The following is a 19,578-nucleotide window of genomic DNA, read 5'->3' as shown; positions in this document are numbered from 1 at the left end:
CCACCGAGATCCGCCGCCTCGCCGCCGAGCTCGACGTGACCCCGACGAAGAAGCTCGGACAGAACTTCGTCGTCGATGCCAACACGGTGCGCAAGATCGTGCAGGCCGCTCGCGTCCAGCCGGGGGAGCGGGTGGTCGAGGTCGGGCCGGGACTCGGCTCCCTCACCCTCGCGATCCTCGAGACCGGGGCATCCGTGACCGCGGTCGAGATCGATCACCGCCTGGCGGCCCGACTGGCCCAGACGGCCGCCGAGCACGGCGTCGAGCCGGACCGGCTCACGGTGGTCGACGCCGACGCCCTCCGCATCACCGAGCTGCCCGGTGAACCCACCGTGCTCGTCGCCAACCTGCCGTACAACGTCTCTGTGCCGGTGCTCCTGCACTTCCTCGAGCACTTCGACTACCTGAAGCGCGGCGTCGTCATGGTGCAGGCCGAGGTCGCCGAGCGGCTGGCGGCCAAGCCCGGCTCGAAGATCTACGGCTCGCCGAGCGTCAAGGCCGCCTGGTACGGCGACTGGAAGCTCTCCGGGACCGTGTCGCGCCAGGTGTTCTGGCCCGTGCCGAACGTCGACAGCCTGCTCGTGGGATTCGACCGATCCGAGGGCGAGCGCGGCACCGAGGACGAGCGTCGTCGCACCTTCCAGATCGTGGATGCCGCCTTCAACCAGCGCCGCAAGATGCTCCGGCAGGCGCTCTCCGGCGTGCTCGGCAGCTCCGCCGCGGCATCCGAGGTCCTGATCGCCGCCGGCGTCGCGCCGACGGCACGCGGGGAGGACCTCACGGTCGACGACTATCAGCGCATCGCGCAGCACGCGGCGTCGATGAACGAGGCGGCCGTCAGGGACTAATCTGGCACGGTGACCGACTCCCCGCGCTTCCGCCCCGACGTTCCCGAGCTGCACCGTCCGTACACCGCCGACGAGAGCCGCTATCAGCAGTTCGACTACCGTCAGGTCGGCACATCGGGTCTCTACCTCCCGCCGATCTCGCTCGGCCTGTGGTGGAACTTCGGCGACAACATCCCGCTCGACAACCAGCGCGCGCTGCTGCGCCACGCCTTCGACCGCGGCATCACGCACTTCGATCTGGCGAACAACTACGGCCCGCCCTACGGTTCGGCCGAGAAGAACTTCGGCCGCATCTTCGCGGAGGACTTCCGTCCGTACCGCGACGAGCTGATCATCTCGTCCAAGGCCGGCTGGGACATGTGGCCGGGACCGTACGGCGACTTCGCCAGCCGCAAGTACATCCTCGCGAGCGCCGAGCAGTCCCTGACCCGGATGGGCCTGGACCATGTCGACATCTTCTACTCGCACCGGGCCGACCCGGTCACGCCGATCGCCGAGACGATCGGCGCGCTCGACACCCTCGTGCGCCAGGGCAAGGCGCTCTACGTCGGAATCTCGTCCTACAGCGCAGAGCGCACCGCCGAGGCCGTCGCGATCGCGCAGGAGCTCGGTACGCCCCTGGTCATCCACCAGCCCGCGTACTCGATCCTGAACCGCTGGGTCGAGGACGGTCTCACCGAGACCCTGGAGCAGTCCGGACTCGGCGCCATCGCGTTCACGCCGCTGGCCCAGGGTCTGCTCACCGACAAGTACCTCGGCGACGGCACGGCGGATCGTGCGCAGAAGCGCGGATCCCTTCCGGACGGCCCCCTCGGCGACGAGGCCGTGCAGACGCTGAGGGCGCTGAACGAGATCGCGAAGGGCCGCGGCCAGTCGCTCGCGCAGCTGGCCCTGCAGTGGACCCTGCGCAACCCCGTCGTCGCCTCGGCGCTGATCGGCGCCTCCCGCCCCGAACAGCTCGACGAGAACATCGCCGCGGTCAACGGCCCGGCGCTCACCGCGGAGGAGCTCGCGCGCATCGACGAGCTCGCCGGTTCCATCGACGTGGATCTCTGGGCGACCTCGACGGAGCTGTGACCGGATCATGAGCGTCGCCGCGTCCGCCGGATCCGTGCACGTGCGCGCGCCGGGGAAGATCAACGTCTACCTCGGTGTCGGCGGGCGTCATGACGACGGCTACCACGCCCTCGCGACGGTGTTCCAGGCGGTGTCCCTCTATGAGGACGTGATCGCGCGGCACGCGGACGACTTCTCCCTCACGGTCACCGGCGTCGAGGACGTGGATTCGGTGCCGCTCGACGACAGGAATCTCGCGATGCGAGCGGCCAAGCTGCTCGCGACCGCCACGGAGTACACCGGCGGTGTGGCGCTCGAGATCCGCAAGAGCGTCCCGGTCGCCGGCGGCATGGGCGGCGGCTCGGCGGATGCCGCGGCTGCGCTGGTCGCGTGCGACGCGCTCTGGGGCACCGGACTCTCGCCGGCGCGGATGCACGACCTCGCCGCCCGTCTCGGGGCCGACGTGCCGTTCGCGCTCCACGGCGGCACCGCTGTCGGCACCGGACGCGGCGACCAGCTCAACCCCGCGCTCGCACGCGGCCGCTTCGACTGGGTCCTGGTCACGAGCGAGCAGGGGCTGTCGACGCCGGTCGTCTACGAGCGGCTCGACATCCTGCGCGGCGAGGAGGGAGCCCTGGCGGACGATCCTCCGCTGTCGCTCGACGTCCCGATCCCGGTGCTGCAGGCGCTGCGCTCGGGCGACGCGGTACAGCTCGCCGAAGGCCTGTTCAACGACCTCCAGGCCGCGGCCGTCTACGAGCGTCCCGACCTCGAGGACGTGATCCGCCAGGGCGTCGAGGCCGGTGCCCTGCAGGGGCTCGTCTCCGGATCGGGCCCCACCGTCGCGCTGCTCTGTCCCGACCCCGAGACGGCGCAGGACGTGCAGACGACGCTGCGTGGTGCGGGCCTCGATCCCCTCCATGTGCACGGGCCCGTGGCGGGTGCGCGGATTCTGTGATCGGTAGTCTCGGCGCCTGAATAGTCTCGGATCACGACCTCGGAGAAGGAGTGGATCATGGGACTGTTCAGAGTCACCCGCAAGTCGCAGCAGGAGCGCCAGGAGGAGGGTCTCCAGATGGCCGACGACATCGCCGCCGGCCGGGGGTTCCTCGGCAAGATGACCAAAGCCTTCCTGGGGAGCGAGTTCACCGAGGCGATGCAGCAGGCGACGTCGTCGATCCACCAGGCCGAGCACGTGGCGGCGCTGCGGGCGGCCGGCGTGCCCACGCAGCCGGCGACGGTGCTCGCGATGCAGGACACCGGCCAGACGATCAACGACAACCCGCGGGTCGTGCTCACGCTGCAGCTCGGCGTACAGGCGGTGGCCGTCCACGCGCTCATCTCGCGTCTGGAGATCCCCCGCGTGGGGGAGTCGGTTCTCGTGATGACAGATCCCCAGACCGGGGAGCTGCTCTACGCCGGGCTCGCTCCTCGAGCCTGACGCGGCTCAGCGGGCGCCGGGGGCGAGCAGTCGGAGCTGCACCATCGCCGAGAACCGCGCGTCGGGATCGGCGAGGTCGAGCCCGCTGATCTCCGCGAGCCGGCGCAGCCGATAGCGGAAGGTGTTCGGGTGGGTGTACACCCGGGCGGCGGCGACGGTGACATCGCCGAAGGCGTCCAGCCACGCGGCCAGCGTCTCGACGAGGTGCGTGCCCCGTTCCCGATCGTTCTCGATCAGCAGCGCCACCGGGCCGGTGGGCTGATCGCCCCGAGCGCGGACGAGATCGCCGAGCTCCACCAGCAGGGCTTCCATCTGCACGGCGGAGAACAGGGCGACGGCATCCCTCCCCGAGGACTTCTGCAGCACGCGCAAGGCGCGGTCGGCGTTGACGCGCGACAGCGGGATGCTCGATGTGTCCTCCGCGAGCGTGCCGATGCCGACGCGGATGTCGGAGGCGGCACCGAGTCTGCCGAGGAAGTCGGTGGCGACCGAGGCGGCGCGCAGATCCGTGTCGGCCTGGTCGGGGCGCACACCGACGACCGCGTAGACGACGTTGCCGATGACGGCGACGGCGGAGCGCAGGTAGACGGCACCCAGATGCACGGCGAACGCGTCGGCGATGCGGTGCCGCTCCGCCGTGGTCCTGGCGTCCGGCGCCAGAACGTCGCTCTGCTCGTCTGCCGCGGAGAGAGCCATCACGACGCAGCGATGATCGTTCAGGCGCAGCCGGGCGGCGGCGTCGACGGCGCCGACACCGCCCTCCAGGATCGTCGAGAGCAGATCGGCGCGGAGTCGTCGTTCCACGTCGGCACCGGCACGGAGGCGCAGCAGGTGCAGCGCCACGAGACCCGCGGAGTCCTTGAGGGCGCGGACGCGGTCGCTGGTGAGCGGAGCCTGCACGGCAGCCCAGATGGAGCCGAGGATCTCATCGCCGGCGCGCACGGCCAGGGCGACCCGGGGGAACGAGGGTGCCCCGTCCGTCGTGCCGACGGGGTCGACGTCGATCGGGTCCTCACTGCGGTACAGCTCCTGGAAGACGCCGCGCTCCTCGAGCTGACGCGTGAACCGCTCCGGAACCTGGCGCCCCAGCACCGTCTCGATACGCGCAGGGTCGGCCTCGTCCTGCCGACCCGAGAAGGCGACGACCCGGGAGTTCCGGTCCTCGATCGTCACCGGCGCGTTCAGCAGCGTCGCGATCGCGTTGGCGAGCGCGAACAGGTCGCCCGCCGGCATCCCGCCGAGCATCTGCGCCCCCTGATCGCCGACGTCTCCCTCCGCGATCAGGGATCGCAGCATGGCCGTGAGCTGCGCCCAGGACGCCCCTCGGGTGAGCGCGAGGACGGGGATGCCGGTCTCCTCCGAGGCGCGGAGCACACCCTCGTCGGCGCGCACGGGAGCGCGGAGGACCAGTGCCGTCGCCTGCTGCGCCGCGAGCGAGTGCAGGAGCGCGGCGATATCCGCCGGGTCGCTGAGGCCGACGCCGAGGACCAGCGCGCGCCGCATGGGCATCGCGTCGTCGAGCACGTCATGGATGACCACGGTCTCGATCTCGGTGTCCTGATCGGCGTTGCCGCTCACCACTTCGAGCAGCGTGGTTCCGAGATCTTCGATCACACGGCCGAGGCTGGCACGGGGCCGTGTCGTCAATGACATGAGCACGAGGCCCAGGTTAGGCGTCGACGGGGGGAGACGAGGCTGTGGGGCACGACGAAATCGTATCCGGATTTCGTCGTGCCCCACAGATTCTGCGTGCGGATCGGCCTCAGAACGTGATCCACTCGGTCCGGGTCGTGACGGCCTCGAGCGCATCGGCGTGCGGCGTCACGCCGATGCCGGGACCGGTCGGCACCGTCAGGGTGCCGTTCTCGACGACGAACGGGTCGGTGATGTCGCTCGTGTAGTAGCGGTTCGAGCCCGAGGTGTCGCCCGGCAGCGTGAATCCGGGGAGCGCGGCGAGGGCGACGTTGGCGGCCCGGCCGATCCCGGTCTCGAGCATCCCGCCGGCCCAGACGGGGATCTCGTTGGCGCGGCAGACGTCGTGGATGCGTCGAGCCTCGAGGTATCCGCCGACGCGTCCCGGCTTGATGTTCACGATCGAGCAGGCCCCGATCGCGATGGCGTCGGCGGCCGCGCGGGCCGAGACGATCGACTCGTCGAGGCAGATCGGCGTCTGCACGAGCGCGGCCAGCTGCGCGTGGCCGAGGAGATCCTCCTCGTCGAGCGGCTGTTCGATCAGGAGCAGGTCGAACGGGTCGAGCTTGGCCAGGTGCCGGGCGTCGCCGCGCCGGTACGCCGTGTTCGCGTCGACCTGGAGCAGGACGTCGTCGCCGAACCTCTCGCGCACCGCACGGACGGGCTCGATGTCCCAGCCGGGCTCGATCTTGAGCTTGATGCGCACGTACCCCTCGTCGAGGTACCCGCCGACCGCGTCGAGCAGTTCGGGGATCGAGTCCATGATGCCGACGGAGACGCCGCAGTCGACCGTGTCGCGGACGGCGCCGAGCTCACGCGAGAGCGGGACGCCGCTGGCGCGCAGCTCCGCGTCGAGGATGGCGAGCTCGAGGCCCGCCTTCGACATCCGGTGTCCCTTGAACTTCGCCAGGGCGGGGGCGATCTTCGAGGCGTCGAGGTCGGGGACCTGGGCCAGGGCCGGGAGCAGGAAGCGCTTGATGACGTCGAGGCTCGCCTCGACGTACTCGGAGGAGTACAGCGGGTCGCTCATCGCCACGCACTCGCCCCAGCCCTCCGCCTCGTCGGTGACGGCCCGCACCAGGATCGCCTCGCGGACGGTCTCGACCCCGAACGAGGTGCGGAACGGGGCCACCAGGGGCATCTCGATGACGCGGAGCTCGATTCCGGTGAGCTTCATGGGTTTTCTCCTCTGTCGATGGTGTACGTGCCCGTGCGGTCGAAGGACACGACCTCGGCGCCCTGCTCGAGCAGGGAACCGAGGGTGTCGCGCACGGCGAGCCGCCACCGCGTCGCCCGTTCGGGATCGGTCGTGCGGAGCGTCTCGATGTCGCGTGGCAGCGACACCCGCACGAGCCGTGCCGCGGTCTCGTGCCGCGCGGGCCCGAGATCGGCGTCGACCGTGAGCAGATCGGCGCCCGCGGGCGCCTCGACGGCGGATGCCGTGCCACGGCAGGCGTCGGCCACGCGCGGATCGTGCACGTACCAGGTCACGAGCATCCGGTCGGTGTCGTCGCCGCCGTTGAGCGCGTCCGTCATCTGCCCGTAGAAGTTGCTGTGGTAAGCCACCGGGGTCGCCGCGAGCTTGACCAGGTTGAAGTAGGCGTTGCGGCTGATGAGGGGGTCGAACGTCCAGGAGATCTCGTCGAGCTCCTGATCGATCGCCCAGGAGCGCTGATGGACCTTCAGGGCGAAGCCGACGCTGCGGCCCCGCATCCGCTCGGAGACGCCGGCGATGTGGCTGTGCAGGGCTCGTCGTCCCGGTGCCGCGAAGAAGCCGAAGCAGGCTCCGACGAGATCATCGCCTTCATAGGCCCCGCCGACGTAGCTGCCGGCTTTGGAGATCGCCCGGAGGGTCTCGACGTTCACGGGCGACTGGCTGCCGTCGGAGGCCCAGATGCTCTGGAACAGCCGGGCGACGTCGGCGAACTCGGCGACGGTGGAGAGGAGACGGATCTCCACTCCCGCGTCGGACGCGGCCGCCCTCGCGGCGTCCGCCGCGTCCTGGGCGGCGCTCTGCGGCACGGTGTGCATGGTGCTCATTCCTGTTCTCCCGCCAGGACGTCGGCGATGAGCGCCGTCAGGAGGGTCGTGCGTTCCGGGATCATCGAGACGACCACGTGCTCGTCGTCGGCGTGCGCCCCGCCGCCCACGGCCCCGAGTCCGTCGAGTGTGGGGATGCCGAGACCGGCGGTGAAGTTGCCGTCGGACGCGCCTCCGACCTCGACGCCGTCGAACGGCGTCAGGCCGGCATCCGCCGCGAGCCGGGTCGCCCGCGCGAACAGGGCGGCGGAGGTACCGGGCTCCATCGGGCGGCGGTTCGCACCGCCCTCGATCCGCACGACGGCGCCGTCGACGCTCGGTCCGATCGCACGGATCGCCTGATCGACCCTGTCCTGCTCCGCGGTCGTGCGCACCCGCACGTCGACGGCGAACGCCGCGTCGGACGGGACGGTGTTGGTCGTGTGCCCCGCATGCAGAAGCGTGGGAGTCACCGTCGTTCCGCGTTCCGCATCGCCGAGTCCGGCGACCGCCAGGATGAGGTGCGCCGCCTCGACCGCGGCGTTCACGCCGCGCTCCGGCTCGAGTCCGGCGTGTGCGGCACGGCCGGTCACCACGACGCGGTAGAGCGAGACGCCCTTGCGTGCGACCTTGAGCGCTCCGCCGTCGGCCGAGGCCTCCAGCACGAACACCGCGTCGCAGTCTCGCGCCTCCTCCTCGATCAGCGTCCGAGAGCTGGGCGAACCCAGCTCCTCGTCGCCGGTGATGAGGATGCTGATCCCGTCGCGGTCCGCAAGCGCCGCGGCGGCGTGCAGCGCCATCACGACCCCGGTCTTCATGTCGAAGCATCCGGGCCCGCGGAGGACGCCGTCCTGCACCTCGAACGGAAGCGTCTGCAGCGATCCGAGCGGCCACACCGTGTCGTGATGACCGAGCAGCAGCACCCTCGGTGCGCCGAAGCGCCACCGCAGGTGGGTACGCCCGTCGAGCACGATCCGCTCCGGCGCGCCGCCGAGGATCCGCTCGCCCAGCTCTGCCGTCACGTCCGCGCTGCGGGCCACGGCGTCGAGGTCGGTCGACGGCGACTCGCAGGTCACGAGCGTCTCGATGTCCGCGACGAGCGTGTCGACGAGCGCCTCCTGCGTGATCATCACGACACCTTCGGCGCTGCACGCACGCCGTAGTGCACGTACTTCTCGCCCGTCGCGAGCGTGTAGAAGACCAGGGCCTGCCACGCCTGCGTGCCCTCGGGGCGGATCACGAACTCGTTCTCGCGCACCGGGATCAGGTCATGCTCTTCGATGGGGTCGGGCAGGAGCGACGCGAGCGGTCCCGTGACGACCGTGCGCAGTCGCAGACCGCTGTCTTCGTCGAAGATCTCCATGCGCACGCCGGCGCGGTCGTAGACGCCGACGATGTCGGAGAAGTCGGCCTCGAACGGCTCGGCCGGCGGCGTCAGGTCGTCCGGCAGGTGCACATCGGCGAGCTCGGAGAAGATCTCGTCGAACAGCTCGTCGTACAGGTCGCGCGTGTTCCCGCCGTTCGAGAGCAGCGTGACGGCGAGCCCTTCCTCGGGGAGGATGCGCAGGAACGACGACTGCCCGATCGTGTTGCCGTCGTGGCCGATGAGCTTCTTGCCGTCCCAGTCGAACAGGATCCATCCGACGCCCCAGGCGTCGCCGATCGAGTACGGGTTGGGAACGTCGACCTGGCGCTCCTGCATCCGGGCGACGCTGTCCTCCGAGAGCACCCGGGTGCCGTCGGCCGACAGGCCACCGGTGAGGTGCAGGCGGGCGAACTCCAGGACGTCGGCCGTCGTGGAGTTGATCAGCCCTGCGGGACCCATCGAGCGCGGCAGCATCCATGCCGGGGCGAGCTCAGGCCGCCCGTCGTCGCCGATCGTGGTGTGCCCGCTGGCCGCGCGGAACATGATCGCCTCCTCCGGGAGGGTCGACGAATGCGTGAGCCCGAGCGGCGTGAACACGAGGTCGCGCATCGCCTGGTCCCAGGTCGTGCCCGTGAGCTTCTCGATGACCCGCCCCGCCAGCACGAAACCGGAGTTGCAGTACGACATCGTCGATCCGAGCGGATGGTTCTGCGCGACGCCGTCGAGGATCTCGACGTACTTCTCGAGGGTGTCGTCGCCTCGTCCGGTGTCGGTGAAGACGTCGCCGTCGATCCCGCTCGTGTGGCTGAGCAGGTGGCGCATCGTGACGGTGCGCGTGACCTCGGGGTCGGACGCCCGGAACTCGGGAAGGTACTGCACCACCGGAGCGTCGAGGTCGAGCAGGCCGTCGTCGACGAGCTTCATGGCCGCCGTCGCCGTCCAGACCTTGCCCATCGACCCGATCTGGAAGACGGAGTCGTCGGTCGTCTCGATGCCCGTGCGGATGTTGAGGATGCCGTGGTGCGCGAACACCGGCTCCTCGCCGAGGCGCAGGATGCCGAGCGTGGCGCCGGGGACGTGGTGCGCCTCGGCCAGGGCGCTGAGCCGCTGCTGCCAGCGGAGCGCGTCCAGACGCGGACGGATGCGCGTTCCGGCGGGCGGCGCGTACTGCTCCACCCAGTCGACGATCCGCTGCGAGAAGTCGGCGCGATGCGACGGCGGCCCGGACAGCGGGAAGAGATGCGAACCGCCGGGGTACAGCACGAGGCGCGTCGGCACGTCGCGCTCGCGCAGCGCGGCGAACCACTGCTCGGCCTGCCCGACGGGGCAGCGATCGTCGGCGGCGCCGTGCAGGATCAGCGTCGGCGTGGTGACGCGATCGACCTGGGTGAAGGGCGACTGGGCCGCCAGCTTCTCCTGGTCGCGCCACGGAAGGCCGCCGTTCTCCTTGGCGGAGAGGTAGTGACCGACGTCCGACGTGCCGCCGACGCTGGAGAGGTCGCTGACCACGCCACCGGCCACGGCAGCGGCGAAGCGGTCGTCGCGTGACGTCAGGTAGCAGGTCATGAAGCCGCCGTAGCTGTAGCCCGTGACGCCCAGACGCGCCGGGTCGGCGATGCCCTCGGCCACGAGCTGGTCGATCGGCTCCAGGAAGTCGTTCGCGTCGTTGACGCCCCACCCTCCCGAGACGGCGCGGAAGAAGGCGTCGCCGTAGCCGTCGCTGCCTCGAGGGTTGATCGTGAGGATCGCCCATCCGCGGTTCGCGAGCAGCTGGTGGTACGGGTGGGTGAGGTCGGCGGCGCCGTTCCAGGCGTTGTGCGGTCCGCCGTGGATGTCGAGCAGCAGGGGCAGGGGTCCCTGGGCATCGGGGTCGCGGCGCAGCCAGCCGGTGACGACGGTGCCGTCGGCGATCGTGAAGCGACGCTCCTCAGCCGGGGCGAGCGGGACGTCGACGGACCCGTACTCGGTGAGTGTGCGCAGGGTTCCGTCCGCGAGGTCGACCAGGCCCACCTCGCCGAAGGAGTCCGGGGTGGCCACGACGACCGCGGCCCGCGAGCCCGACACCGAGAGGCCGGAGACGTTGGTGGTCCCGGCGACGAGAGCCCGCGCATCCGTCCCGTCGGCGGCGACCGAGTACAGGTGCGAATAGCCGTTGTCGCGCAGGCAGAACACCAGGCGCCCCGCATCGTCCTGCTGGGGCATGCCGCCGGGGTAGCCGGGACCGCCCGGCATCACGTTGCGGTCGAGCGCGGCGGCGAGGTCGACCGGCGCACCGCCGTCGACCGGGAAGAGCAGCAGACCGGCGATGCCGATCGCGGTGTCGGTGCGTCCCGCCGCCACGACGTGCGCGCCGTCGGCGGTCCAGCCCGTGACCGAGGCCTGGGTGTCGGCGGATCCGAGTCGCACGGGTGCGGCGTTGGCATCCGTCGACGACGTGACGAAGACCTGGATCCGCATCGTCAGGTCCGCGTCGTCGTCGGGCGCCGAGGAGAACGCGAGACGGGTGCCGTCGGGCGACCAGAAGGGATCGGTCGTGTGCGCGGTGCCGCGCGTGAGCACGGTGACGGCGCCGTCGTCCACGGCGACGACGTGGATCTGCTGGACGAGCGTGCCCAGGTTGCCGGCGCCGTCCGCCTTGTAGCCGAGACGGTCGGCGACCGCCGGCGCCGACCGACGCGCGAGGATCTTCGCCGTGTCGTCGCCGGGCAGCGCCGCGCTGTCGACGGGGGCGGCGAACGCGATGCGGGTGCCGTCGGGGCTCCACTGCGGGGATCCGGCGCCGAGCGGCAGCGACGTGAGTGCGCGCGGCTCACCGCCGTTCGCAGGGAGCAGCCAGAGCTGGGCGCCGCCGTCTCCGGCGCGGAGGAACGCGAGCCGGGTGCCGTCGGGGCTCCACACGGGAGACGAGTCCGCCGTGCCGTGCGTGAGCCGGACCGGCGCGCCACCCGCCGTCGGCACCTGCCAGAGGGAGCGCTGGTCCTTGTCGCCGTCTCGGTCGGTCGTCCGCAGCGCGTACACGATGCGCGAACCGTCGGGGGAGAGGGCCGGCTGCTCCGGCGAGGTGATCGCGAGGAAGTCGTCGATGGTCACGCGGCGGTTCATGGATGCTCCAATCGGATGGTCAGTTCACTGTGTCTGCTGCGAGGGGCAGCAGTGTTGTGTCGTCGGCCGAAAGGATCGCCGCCCTTTGGGAGTTCGGCACAGTGGTGTTCGGCGCAGTCCCGACCGGGAGGTCCGCTCCCGTGCCGGCGAAGTGGCAGGCGGCGCCCGCGCTCCCCGAGGGCTGCAGGGGCTCGGAGATGACGCAGAGCTGTCGATCCGGTCGCGCGGCGGGCCCGATCGGGCACCGCGGGTGGAAGCGGCATCCGCTGGGTGGCGCGTGCGGGTCGGGCGGCTCCACGGCGACGGGCGCGAGCGGATCGATGTCCAGCAGGCTGCCGTGGCGCGTGGGCGCAGAGGCGAGCAGCTCCTTCGTATAGGGATGCTGGGGATCGGCGAGCACCTGATCGGTCGGACCGACCTCGACGATCTTGCCGAGATACATCACCGCGATGTGGTCGCTGAGGTACCGCACCACCGCCAGGTTGTGCGAGATGAAGAGCATGGTCAGGTCGAGCTCGGCGCGCAGCGAGCGGACCAGGTTCAGGACGGAGCCCTGCACCGACACGTCGAGCGCCGAGGTGATCTCGTCGGCGATGATGACCTCGGGGCGCGCGGCGAGGGCGCGGGCCAGGGCGATGCGCTGACGCTGACCGCCGGACAGGGCCCCGGGCAGCGATGCCGCGCGCTCGGGATCGAGGCTCACGAGCTCGAGCAGCCGGGCGACCTCCGCACGTCGCGCCGCGGGCCTGCGGATGTCGCGGGGAAGCGCCTCGGCGATCGACTCGCCGATCGTCATCCTCGGGTCGAGCGAGGAGAACGGGTCCTGGAACACCATCTGGATGGGACGGTTCCGGCGGAAGCGGCGCACATCGACGCCGTCGAGGGTGATGGTGCCCTCGCTGATCGGAGAGAGGCCGATGGCGGCCCTGGCGAGCGTGGACTTGCCGGACCCGGACTCGCCGACCAGACCGACGACCGAGCCGGAGGGAACGACGAGGCTCACGCCGTCCACGGCCGTGAGTCCGGAACGGTGGGTTCCGAACCGCACGCTCACGGTGTCGAAGCGCAGTTCGCTCATCGGACGGCTCCTTCGTGCTGGGCGATCGGCAGGGCCGACGTGACCGCGGGGATCGCGGCGTCTGCGGCGGGGGCATCGCCGTCCACCGGATGCCAGCACGCGACGCGGTGGCCGCCGGCGTCGACGACGAGTTCGGGGTCGCGCTCGCGGCAGAGGTCGGTCGCGAGCGGGCAGCGATCGGCGAAGGCGCAGCCGACGGGGAACGCTCCCGGTGCGGGCGGGCGCCCGGGGATCATCTTGAGCGGCACCGAGCGGTCGGTGTCGAGCTCGGGCACCACGTCGAGCAGCGCGCGGGTGTACGGGTGCCTGGCCTCGGTGTGCAGCTGCGCGGCGGGCAGGTCCTCCACGATGCGTCCCGCGTACATCACGAGCACGCGGTCGCAGGTCTGCGCGATCACGGCGATGTCATGACTGATCAGCAGGATCGCCGCATCGGTGTCGCGTCGCACCCCCGCCAGCAGCTGCAGGACCTGGCGCTGGACCGTCACGTCGAGCGCCGTCGTCGGCTCGTCGGCGATGATCAGCTTCGGGTGGTTCATCAGTCCCATCGCGATCATGGCGCGTTGGCGCATGCCGCCGGAGAACTCGTGCGGGTACTGACGTGCGCGCCGAGCCGCCGCGGGAACGCGAACGGCCTGGAGGCGATCGACGGCGCGGGCCATCGCCTGGCTGCGGGTGACCTCCTGGTGCTCGGAGGCGGCTTCCGCGAGCTGCGACCCGATCCGCCTGGTCGGGTTGAACGAGGTCATCGGGTCCTGGAACACCATGGCCAGAGAGGTGCCGAGCAGGCTGCGCACCGAGCGCTCCGGCGCGTCGAGCAGCGGCGTGCCGCAGAACGCGAGCTGCGCCGCCGTGACCTGACCGGGACGCTCGATGAGCTGCGCTGCGGCGAGTGCGGTCAGGCTCTTGCCCGAGCCGGACTCTCCGACCACGCCGATCGCCTCGCCGCGCGAGACGGTGAAGCTCACTCCGCGCACGGGGGTGAGCCAGCCGTCGGGTCCGGGAAAGGACACGCGCAGGTCGTCGACGAGGAGCACCACGTCGTCGCCGCCGACCTGCGCGTGAACGGGGTCGCCCGTGCGGGCGGTGCGGGGAAGCCTGCGGCGACGGCGGGACGAGCGCCCGCCGATCACCGACGCGGCGGTCTCGCCGAGGAGGTTGAACGCGAGGCCGGCGACGATGACCGCGACGGCGGGTCCGATCGCCGCTGCCGGGTTCAGGTAGATGCGGTTCAGTCCCTCGCCGAGGAGGCGGCCCCAGTCGTACGCGGGCACCTGCACGCCCAGGCCGAGGAACGACAGGCCGGCGAAGGCGAGCAGGGCGGATCCGGCGCTGACGGTCGCGTTGACGACGAGGGGCTCGCCGATGTTGGGCAGGACGTGCCGGATGAGCACGCGGACGCGGGAGACCCCGGCGACGCGTGCAGCCGAGATGAAGTCGCGCCCGGCGATCGAGGCGGAGAGGGTCTGGGTCAGGCGGGCGAACTGGGGCGCCATGGCGAAGCCGATCGCCAGGACCGCGCCGGTCGTGCCGACGCCGAAGATCACGGCGAGGAACAGGGCGAGCAGCAGGCCGGGGAACGCCACGGCGATGTTCACGGTCCCGGCGATGAAGCGTCCTGCCCAGCGCGGGAGCACCGACGGCGCCGTCCCGAGGAGGGTGCCGGCGGTGACGCCGATGAGGACGGCCAGCACCGCCAGCACGATCGACAGCTGCGTGGCGACCATGACCCTGGCCAGCACGTCGCGACCGAGGGAGTCGGTGCCGAGCAGGTGCGCGGCGCTGGGCCCCTGCATGATGGCGGTCGGATCGACCTGCTCGGCCTGCGGACCCCAGATGAGCGGGGCGAAGACGGCGGTCAGGGCGACGAGGATCACCAGCCCGAGCGCGGTGGCCCCGAGCGGGGAGCGGACGACGTCGAGCCATTTCGACTGCGCGGACATCAGGCCTCCCGGATCGTGGAGCGAGGATCGAGGAGTGCGAGCACCACGTCGATGATGAGGTTCACCAGGAGCACGCCGATGCCGTAGACGAGGACGATGCCCTGCACGACCGAGTAGTCCTTGGTGAGGATGGATTGCACGATCATCGTGCCGAGTCCCGGCCAGGCGAAGACGTTCTCGACGAGCACGGTGCCGGCGACCATGCCGGTCAGCAGCAGCCCGGTGAGGGTCAGAGTCGCCGTCATGGCGTTGGGCAGCGCGTGACGCGAGTAGATGCGGCGTGGGGCGAGGCGCTTGGCGCGGGCGGTGCGGATGAAGTCCTGGCCGAGCACCGCGAGCACCTCTACGCGGATGATCCGGGAGAACACCGCGATCGGGCCGATGGCCAGGGCCAGCACGGGGAGGACGAGCGAGAGCGGTGCGGTGTTCCCCGCCACCGGGAACCAGCCGAGCGAGACGGCGAAGATGTACACGAGACCGACCGCGAGCAGGAACTCGGGGATCGCGGCCAGCACCACGCTCGTCGTCGCGAAGCCGAGCTCGAGTCCGCGCCGTCGTCCGCCGCGCGTGGCGACGGCCATCGTGACCCCGAGCGGCACCGCCACGAGGAGGACGAGCAGCACCGCCAGCAGAGCCAGCTGCAGGGTGGCGGGGAGCCGGGTCGCGATGATCTCGCTGACCGGCTGGCTCGTCAGCATCGACGTGCCCATGTCTCCGGTGAAGAGTCCGGTGATGTAGCGCACATACTGCACGGGGAGCGGCTGGTCGAGGCCGAGCGCCGCACGACGGGCCTCGACCAGCTCGGCGGGGGCGTTCATCCCGAGGGCGGCGCGGACCGGATCGCCCGGCACCAGGTGGATCATGAGGAAGGCAGCCGTGACCAGCACCCACACCGCGAGGACGAACTGCCCCCCGCGACGGACCAGGAAGGACAACCAGGGGTTGTCCGACCGTGCGGATCTGATCAATATCGCCTGCGTGGCGGTGGTGCTGGCCATCGGCTGCCTTCCGGTCTCACTCGTACATGCGGATCGACGCGGGGTCGATGCCGTCGTTCTCGATGAAGGTCGCCTTCTGCGCGTACGTCGAACGATCCTGGTTCGCGAACGGGATGACGCTCGTGGTGGCGTAGAGCGCCTGCTCCGCCTTGCCCCAGTCGTCGCATCCCTCGTCGCCGGCCTTGTTCGACGCGGCCGTGACCGCGGCCGTGTAGTCGGCGTTCTCGATCGACGCGAAGTTCGTGCCGTTCGGCGGCGTCGGGCCCGAGTAGAACGGCACGAGCATGCTGGGCAGGGACACCGTGATGGGTGCCGCGGAGACATCCCAGTCGCCGGTGACGAAGAGCGTCTCGCTGAGCGTGGGGGAGTCGGCCGACTTCACGGTGAGATCCACGCCCAGCTCCTTCCAGGTCGCCTGGATGAGCTCGGCACCGGCGTTGCCGGCGTCGCCCTGCAGCGAGGAGTAGATCATCCCCAGCTCGAGCCGCTTCCCGTCCTTCTCGCGGATGCCGTCCGAGCCGGCGATCCAGCCGGCGTCATCGAGCGCCTTCGCCGCCGCCTTCGCGTCGACCTCGGGGAGGAACCCGTCGACGACGTCGGCACGGCACGGGTTCGGCGAGATGGTGACGAGCCCGGTGGGCACCGTCCCGACTCCGCCGGTGAGCACCTGCCGCAGCTGGGGGAGATCCAGCGCCTGCATCAGGGCCTCGCGCACCTCCTGATCGGCGGTGGGGCGTCCCTCCGCCTGGTTGAAGATCATCTGGCCCACGGCGACGGGGAGCGCGGTCTTGAACAACCCGGCGTCCTCCAGCCGCTTCGCGTCCGGTCCGATCACCAGGGCGGCGTTGACCTCGCCGGAGAGCAGCAGGTTGGTGGCCGTCGTCTCGTTGGGGACGACGCGGAACACCACCTTCTCGGGGAGTCCTGCCTGTTCCGGGTCCCAGTCGCCGGGTCCCCAGGTGAAGTCCTCGCGTCGGGTGAGGGTGTATTGGCTGTTCGGGATGATCTCGGTCATGGTGAACATGCCGGTCGCGCCCTCGCCCTTGGCGAGCGCGTCCGGGTCGTCGAGCACGGTGCCGCAGACGATCGCGATGCTGCCGATGTTCTGGAGGAGGAACGAGTCGGGGCGGCCGCTCGTGACCGTGACGGTCCCGGCGTCGTCGTCGCCCACGGCCGACGTGCCCGGCTGTACTTGAAGGCCGACGAGCGGGGAGCCGTTCGCCGGGTCTCCGATGTGGCTGATGTTCGCCGCCACGTCGGTCGCGGTCAGTGGCGTCCCGTCCTCGCAGGTGATGCCGTCGCGCAGGGTGAACGTCGCCGTCGTGGTGTCCGCCTCCCACTCCGAGGCGAGGCCGGACACCACGCTCCCGTCGTCCTGCACCTCGACGAGGCGCGAGTACAGGAAACGGTCGATCGACCTGGCCACGGACATGACCGTGATCAGCGGATCGAGGCTGCCCGGATCGGTGGAGATGACGGTCGTGAAGGTCTTCCCCTCCGCGAGGGCACCCGTGTCACCGCCCCCGCCCGGCGAGGCGCCGGACGCGGCGCACGAGGTGAGAGCGAGCGCGGCAGCGCCCATGAGAGCGACCAGCGAGGTACGAGAACGCATCTGTTGCCTCCAGCAGGGGTGGGTGGTGCTTCGGGTGGGATCGGGTCTTTCAGAGGGTGAGCGAGCGGATGTGCTCGACGGCGGCGCACGCGGCTCGGCCGATCGACGCGTCGACGGCAGGCAGGCGCTCGGCGAGCGAGTCGGCGCGGGTGAACACCGCGACCGCGTACTGCCGTCCGTCGGGATAGGTGACCACGCCCGCTTCGTTGCGCCACGCGGGGACCGTCCCGGTCTTCGCCGCGATCTTCACCTCGGAGGGGAAACCGGAGGAGAGCCGGTGCGGCCAGATCTGCTGCGCCATGATCTCGCGGGCGGCGGCGGATGCCGCGGCGGGCGCTGCCGTGTCCGTCCACAGGGCGTTCAGCAGCGTCGTCACCTCGCGCGGCGTGGATGCCGACGTGCGTGCGGGCTCCAGGACGCCCAGGCTCCAGATCTGCTCGGGGGTCGCGCCGGCCAGCAGCTCGTCGAGATCGCTCCCCGGCGTGCCGCCGAGGTCGGCGATCACCGAGTCGAACAGCTCCTCGCAGCATCCGACGAGATGCGTGCCCTCGAGCCCGAGGTCGGTGATCACCTGCCGCACGGCCTCGGCGCCGACCCGGTGGTAGATGACGTCGGTCGCCGCGTTGTCGCTCATCGACATCATGTTGAGTGCCAGGTCGCGCCAGCTCGCCTCGACGTCGTCGGAGAACCCGGCGGTGCCGACCCCGCCGATCCGGTAGCGTGACGTCACGGTGGTGCGCCCGACGGGATCGAGCTCTCCCGACTCCACGGCCCGCACGTAGGCGGTGAGCACGAGGATCTTGAACACCGAGGCGAGCACGACCGGCTCATCGGCGCGCACGCTCACCTCCGGCCCGTCAACGACGCCGATCTCGGCGGCGTGGAGGAAGCCGACGGCGCCGGCCTGCGTGAAGATCTCGGCGATGTCCGTGGTCTCGACGGCCGGCGCGCTCATGCGTCGACCCGACGGTCTGCGCGACCCGTGTGCAGGTACAGCGCGCGGCCGGACCCGTCGTCTCCGACGAAGGCGTGCGGCATGTGCATTCCCCGTTCGGGGACGGCGGGAACGAGGCTGTCGCCGTTCCACCCCACCAGCTCGAAGGGCTCAGGCGCCGGGCCGAGCTCGGCGAAGATGCCCTTCATCGTCCGCTCGAGCCAGATCCGGCCTGCCTCGTCCTGTCGCACGACGGAGTCGGAGACCGAGGACGAGTACGTGCCGAGGATGCGCTCCAGGTCGACATCGACCGGCGAATCCGGCGGCACGGGGAGGGCGGGCATCGTGACGCCGGCGATCTCACCGAGGATCTTGGTCATCAGGGTCGCGTAGAGCGAGACGGGCGATCCGCCGTTGGTGAGGATCACGACGGCGACGCCGGTGCCAGGGACGATGCGGAGGAACGCGCTCTGGCCGATCGTGCCGCCGTCGTGCCCGACGACCGGGCCGCCCTCCCAGTCGAAGATCTCCCAGCCCAAGCCCCAGGCGTTGCCCATCAGGCCGAGGTCGGGGAGCTCCACCTGGCGCTCCTGCATGGCCCGGACGCTCTCCGCCGACAGCACCTGCGTGCCGTCGGGGCCCGTGCCGCCGTCGATGTGCATGCGGGCGAAGCCGAGGAGGTCACGTGCCGTCATCGCGAGCATCGATCCCGCCGGGGCGTTGGAGCGCACCAGACTCCAGACCGGAGCCGGCTCCGGCACATCGCTGCCTTCGACCGGGATGTGGCCGAGAGCCGCACGGAACATGATCGCCTGCGAGGCGTCGGTCGCGACGTGGGTGAGCTTCAGCGGTCCGGCCAGGTGCTCGTGCAGCGCACGGTCGAACGGCTTGTCCCTGAGCACCTCGATGATCCGGCCGAGCACCACGAACGCGGCGTTGTTGTAGGAGAAGCGCTCGCCGGGGGCGAAGAGCTGAGGTGCATCGGCGATCGCCGCGAGGTACTTCTCGACGCAGTCGTCGCCGACGCCGGTGTCGATGAAGAGGTCGCCCTCGAAGCCGCTCACGTGGCTGAGCAGCTGACGGGTCGTGATCGCGCTCGCGGCGGCGTCGTCGGCGATCGTGAATGCCGGGACGGTGTCGCGCACGGGTGCGTCGAGGTCGAGGAGTCCTTCGTCGACGAGCTGCATGATCAGGGTCGTGGTCCAGGTCTTCGTGATCGAGCCGATCTGGAAGACCGAGTCGACGTCGGCCTCGACGCCGGTGTTCTTGTTCAGGATTCCCGCGGCGGCGGTGAAGACCTCCCCGCCGGCGAGGATGCCGACGGATGCGGCGGGGACGTTGTCTGCGGCGATGAGCTCCGCGAGGTTCTCGTGCACCCAGGTGCCGATCTCGGACAGCGTGGACATGTGCGCTCCTCTGCAAGGAAGGGATCAGCGGTCGGGAGACCGTCGACGATGGGCCCGAGACTATGCGTCCCTCGGATTCGGGC

Annotated in this window: 15 protein-coding genes; 4 read left to right on the top strand and 11 right to left on the bottom strand. The window is 70.8% G+C overall.

Annotation, left to right across the window (positions count from 1 at the left end):
* Nucleotides 1–8: 8 nt before the first annotated feature.
* The 4 genes from rsmA to DC434_RS16895 are packed head-to-tail and all read left to right on the top strand — an operon-like array spanning nucleotide 9 to nucleotide 3,345.
* Nucleotides 9–848, top strand: coding sequence for a 16S rRNA (adenine(1518)-N(6)/adenine(1519)-N(6))-dimethyltransferase RsmA (rsmA, locus tag DC434_RS16910; RefSeq protein ID WP_243408986.1), 840 nt, complete (start codon nucleotides 9–11; stop codon nucleotides 846–848).
* Between the two features lie 9 nt (nucleotides 849–857).
* Nucleotides 858–1,925 (top strand): aldo/keto reductase, encoded by a 1,068-nt coding sequence (locus DC434_RS16905; protein ID WP_116636472.1) that lies wholly within the window; start codon nucleotides 858–860, stop codon nucleotides 1,923–1,925.
* A gap of 7 nt (nucleotides 1,926–1,932) precedes the next feature.
* Nucleotides 1,933–2,862, top strand: a complete 930-nt coding sequence (locus tag DC434_RS16900) for a 4-(cytidine 5'-diphospho)-2-C-methyl-D-erythritol kinase (protein ID WP_116636471.1) — start codon at nucleotides 1,933–1,935, stop codon at nucleotides 2,860–2,862.
* A gap of 57 nt (nucleotides 2,863–2,919) precedes the next feature.
* Nucleotides 2,920–3,345, top strand: a complete 426-nt coding sequence (locus tag DC434_RS16895) for a hypothetical protein (protein WP_116636470.1) — start codon at nucleotides 2,920–2,922, stop codon at nucleotides 3,343–3,345.
* 6 nt (nucleotides 3,346–3,351) lie between these two features.
* Here DC434_RS16895 and DC434_RS16890 read toward each other — a convergent pair whose 3' ends face one another.
* The 11 genes from DC434_RS16890 to DC434_RS16840 form a co-directional block, all read right to left on the bottom strand.
* A complete protein-coding gene (locus DC434_RS16890) occupies nucleotides 3,352–4,959 on the bottom strand; it encodes a helix-turn-helix domain-containing protein (protein WP_207769991.1) in 1,608 nt (535 codons plus the stop codon).
* Between the two features lie 148 nt (nucleotides 4,960–5,107).
* On the bottom strand, nucleotides 5,108–6,214 hold the full coding sequence (gene menC, locus DC434_RS16885; protein WP_116636469.1) for an o-succinylbenzoate synthase: 1,107 nt from the start codon (nucleotides 6,212–6,214) through the stop codon (nucleotides 5,108–5,110).
* Entirely contained in the window at nucleotides 6,211–7,077 is an 867-nt protein-coding gene (locus DC434_RS16880; protein ID WP_207769990.1) for a GNAT family N-acetyltransferase, read from the bottom strand. The genes menC and DC434_RS16880 overlap by 4 nt, the downstream gene beginning before the upstream one ends.
* Nucleotides 7,074–8,186, bottom strand: coding sequence for a M20 family metallopeptidase (locus DC434_RS16875; protein ID WP_116636468.1), 1,113 nt, complete (start codon nucleotides 8,184–8,186; stop codon nucleotides 7,074–7,076). The genes DC434_RS16880 and DC434_RS16875 overlap by 4 nt, the downstream gene beginning before the upstream one ends.
* The gene (locus tag DC434_RS16870; protein WP_116636467.1) at nucleotides 8,186–11,524 is read right to left on the bottom strand and encodes a serine hydrolase; all 3,339 of its coding nucleotides are present in this window, start codon (nucleotides 11,522–11,524) and stop codon (nucleotides 8,186–8,188) included. The genes DC434_RS16875 and DC434_RS16870 overlap by 1 nt, the downstream gene beginning before the upstream one ends.
* Before the next feature lie 19 nt (nucleotides 11,525–11,543).
* Nucleotides 11,544–12,602, bottom strand: a complete 1,059-nt coding sequence (locus tag DC434_RS16865) for an ABC transporter ATP-binding protein (RefSeq protein WP_116636466.1) — start codon at nucleotides 12,600–12,602, stop codon at nucleotides 11,544–11,546.
* A complete protein-coding gene (locus tag DC434_RS16860; RefSeq protein WP_116636465.1) occupies nucleotides 12,599–14,545 on the bottom strand; it encodes a dipeptide/oligopeptide/nickel ABC transporter permease/ATP-binding protein in 1,947 nt (648 codons plus the stop codon). Before DC434_RS16860 ends, DC434_RS16865 begins: the two co-directional genes overlap by 4 nt.
* On the bottom strand, nucleotides 14,545–15,543 hold the full coding sequence (locus DC434_RS16855; RefSeq protein ID WP_116636464.1) for an ABC transporter permease: 999 nt from the start codon (nucleotides 15,541–15,543) through the stop codon (nucleotides 14,545–14,547). The genes DC434_RS16860 and DC434_RS16855 overlap by 1 nt, the downstream gene beginning before the upstream one ends.
* A gap of 16 nt (nucleotides 15,544–15,559) precedes the next feature.
* Nucleotides 15,560–17,155 (bottom strand): ABC transporter substrate-binding protein, encoded by a 1,596-nt coding sequence (locus tag DC434_RS16850; RefSeq protein ID WP_116636463.1) that lies wholly within the window; start codon nucleotides 17,153–17,155, stop codon nucleotides 15,560–15,562.
* A gap of 49 nt (nucleotides 17,156–17,204) precedes the next feature.
* The gene (locus tag DC434_RS16845) at nucleotides 17,205–18,110 is read right to left on the bottom strand and encodes a serine hydrolase (protein WP_116636462.1); all 906 of its coding nucleotides are present in this window, start codon (nucleotides 18,108–18,110) and stop codon (nucleotides 17,205–17,207) included.
* Nucleotides 18,107–19,495 carry a serine hydrolase domain-containing protein gene (locus DC434_RS16840; protein ID WP_116636461.1) on the bottom strand — a complete coding sequence of 463 codons (1,389 nt, stop codon included), beginning with the start codon at nucleotides 19,493–19,495 and terminating at the stop codon, nucleotides 18,107–18,109. Before DC434_RS16840 ends, DC434_RS16845 begins: the two co-directional genes overlap by 4 nt.
* Nucleotides 19,496–19,578 lie beyond the last annotated feature (83 nt).

Source organism: Microbacterium sp. TPD7012 (assembly GCF_003075395.1).
In the GTDB taxonomy this organism is placed as follows: Bacteria; Actinomycetota; Actinomycetes; order Actinomycetales; family Microbacteriaceae; genus Microbacterium.
The sequence above is the reverse complement of the archived record's forward strand: the minus strand, read 5'-3'. Positions and strand labels throughout refer to the sequence as shown.

Excerpts from the sequence above, each read along its gene's own strand:
- DC434_RS16900 (WP_116636471.1), top strand. The coding sequence starts at position 1,933 with ATGAGCGTCGCCGCGTCCGCCGGATCCGTGCACGTGCGCGCGCCGGGG.
- DC434_RS16895 (WP_116636470.1), top strand. The coding sequence starts at position 2,920 with ATGGGACTGTTCAGAGTCACCCGCAAGTCGCAGCAGGAGCGCCAGGAG.
- menC (WP_116636469.1), bottom strand. The coding sequence starts at position 6,214 with ATGAAGCTCACCGGAATCGAGCTCCGCGTCATCGAGATGCCCCTGGTG.
- DC434_RS16880 (WP_207769990.1), bottom strand. The coding sequence starts at position 7,077 with ATGAGCACCATGCACACCGTGCCGCAGAGCGCCGCCCAGGACGCGGCG.
- DC434_RS16875 (WP_116636468.1), bottom strand. The coding sequence starts at position 8,186 with ATGATCACGCAGGAGGCGCTCGTCGACACGCTCGTCGCGGACATCGAG.
- DC434_RS16870 (WP_116636467.1), bottom strand. The coding sequence starts at position 11,524 with ATGAACCGCCGCGTGACCATCGACGACTTCCTCGCGATCACCTCGCCG.
- DC434_RS16865 (WP_116636466.1), bottom strand. The coding sequence starts at position 12,602 with ATGAGCGAACTGCGCTTCGACACCGTGAGCGTGCGGTTCGGAACCCAC.
- DC434_RS16860 (WP_116636465.1), bottom strand. The coding sequence starts at position 14,545 with ATGTCCGCGCAGTCGAAATGGCTCGACGTCGTCCGCTCCCCGCTCGGG.
- DC434_RS16855 (WP_116636464.1), bottom strand. The coding sequence starts at position 15,543 with ATGGCCAGCACCACCGCCACGCAGGCGATATTGATCAGATCCGCACGG.
- DC434_RS16850 (WP_116636463.1), bottom strand. The coding sequence starts at position 17,155 with ATGCGTTCTCGTACCTCGCTGGTCGCTCTCATGGGCGCTGCCGCGCTC.
- DC434_RS16845 (WP_116636462.1), bottom strand. The coding sequence starts at position 18,110 with ATGAGCGCGCCGGCCGTCGAGACCACGGACATCGCCGAGATCTTCACG.
- DC434_RS16840 (WP_116636461.1), bottom strand. The coding sequence starts at position 19,495 with ATGTCCACGCTGTCCGAGATCGGCACCTGGGTGCACGAGAACCTCGCG.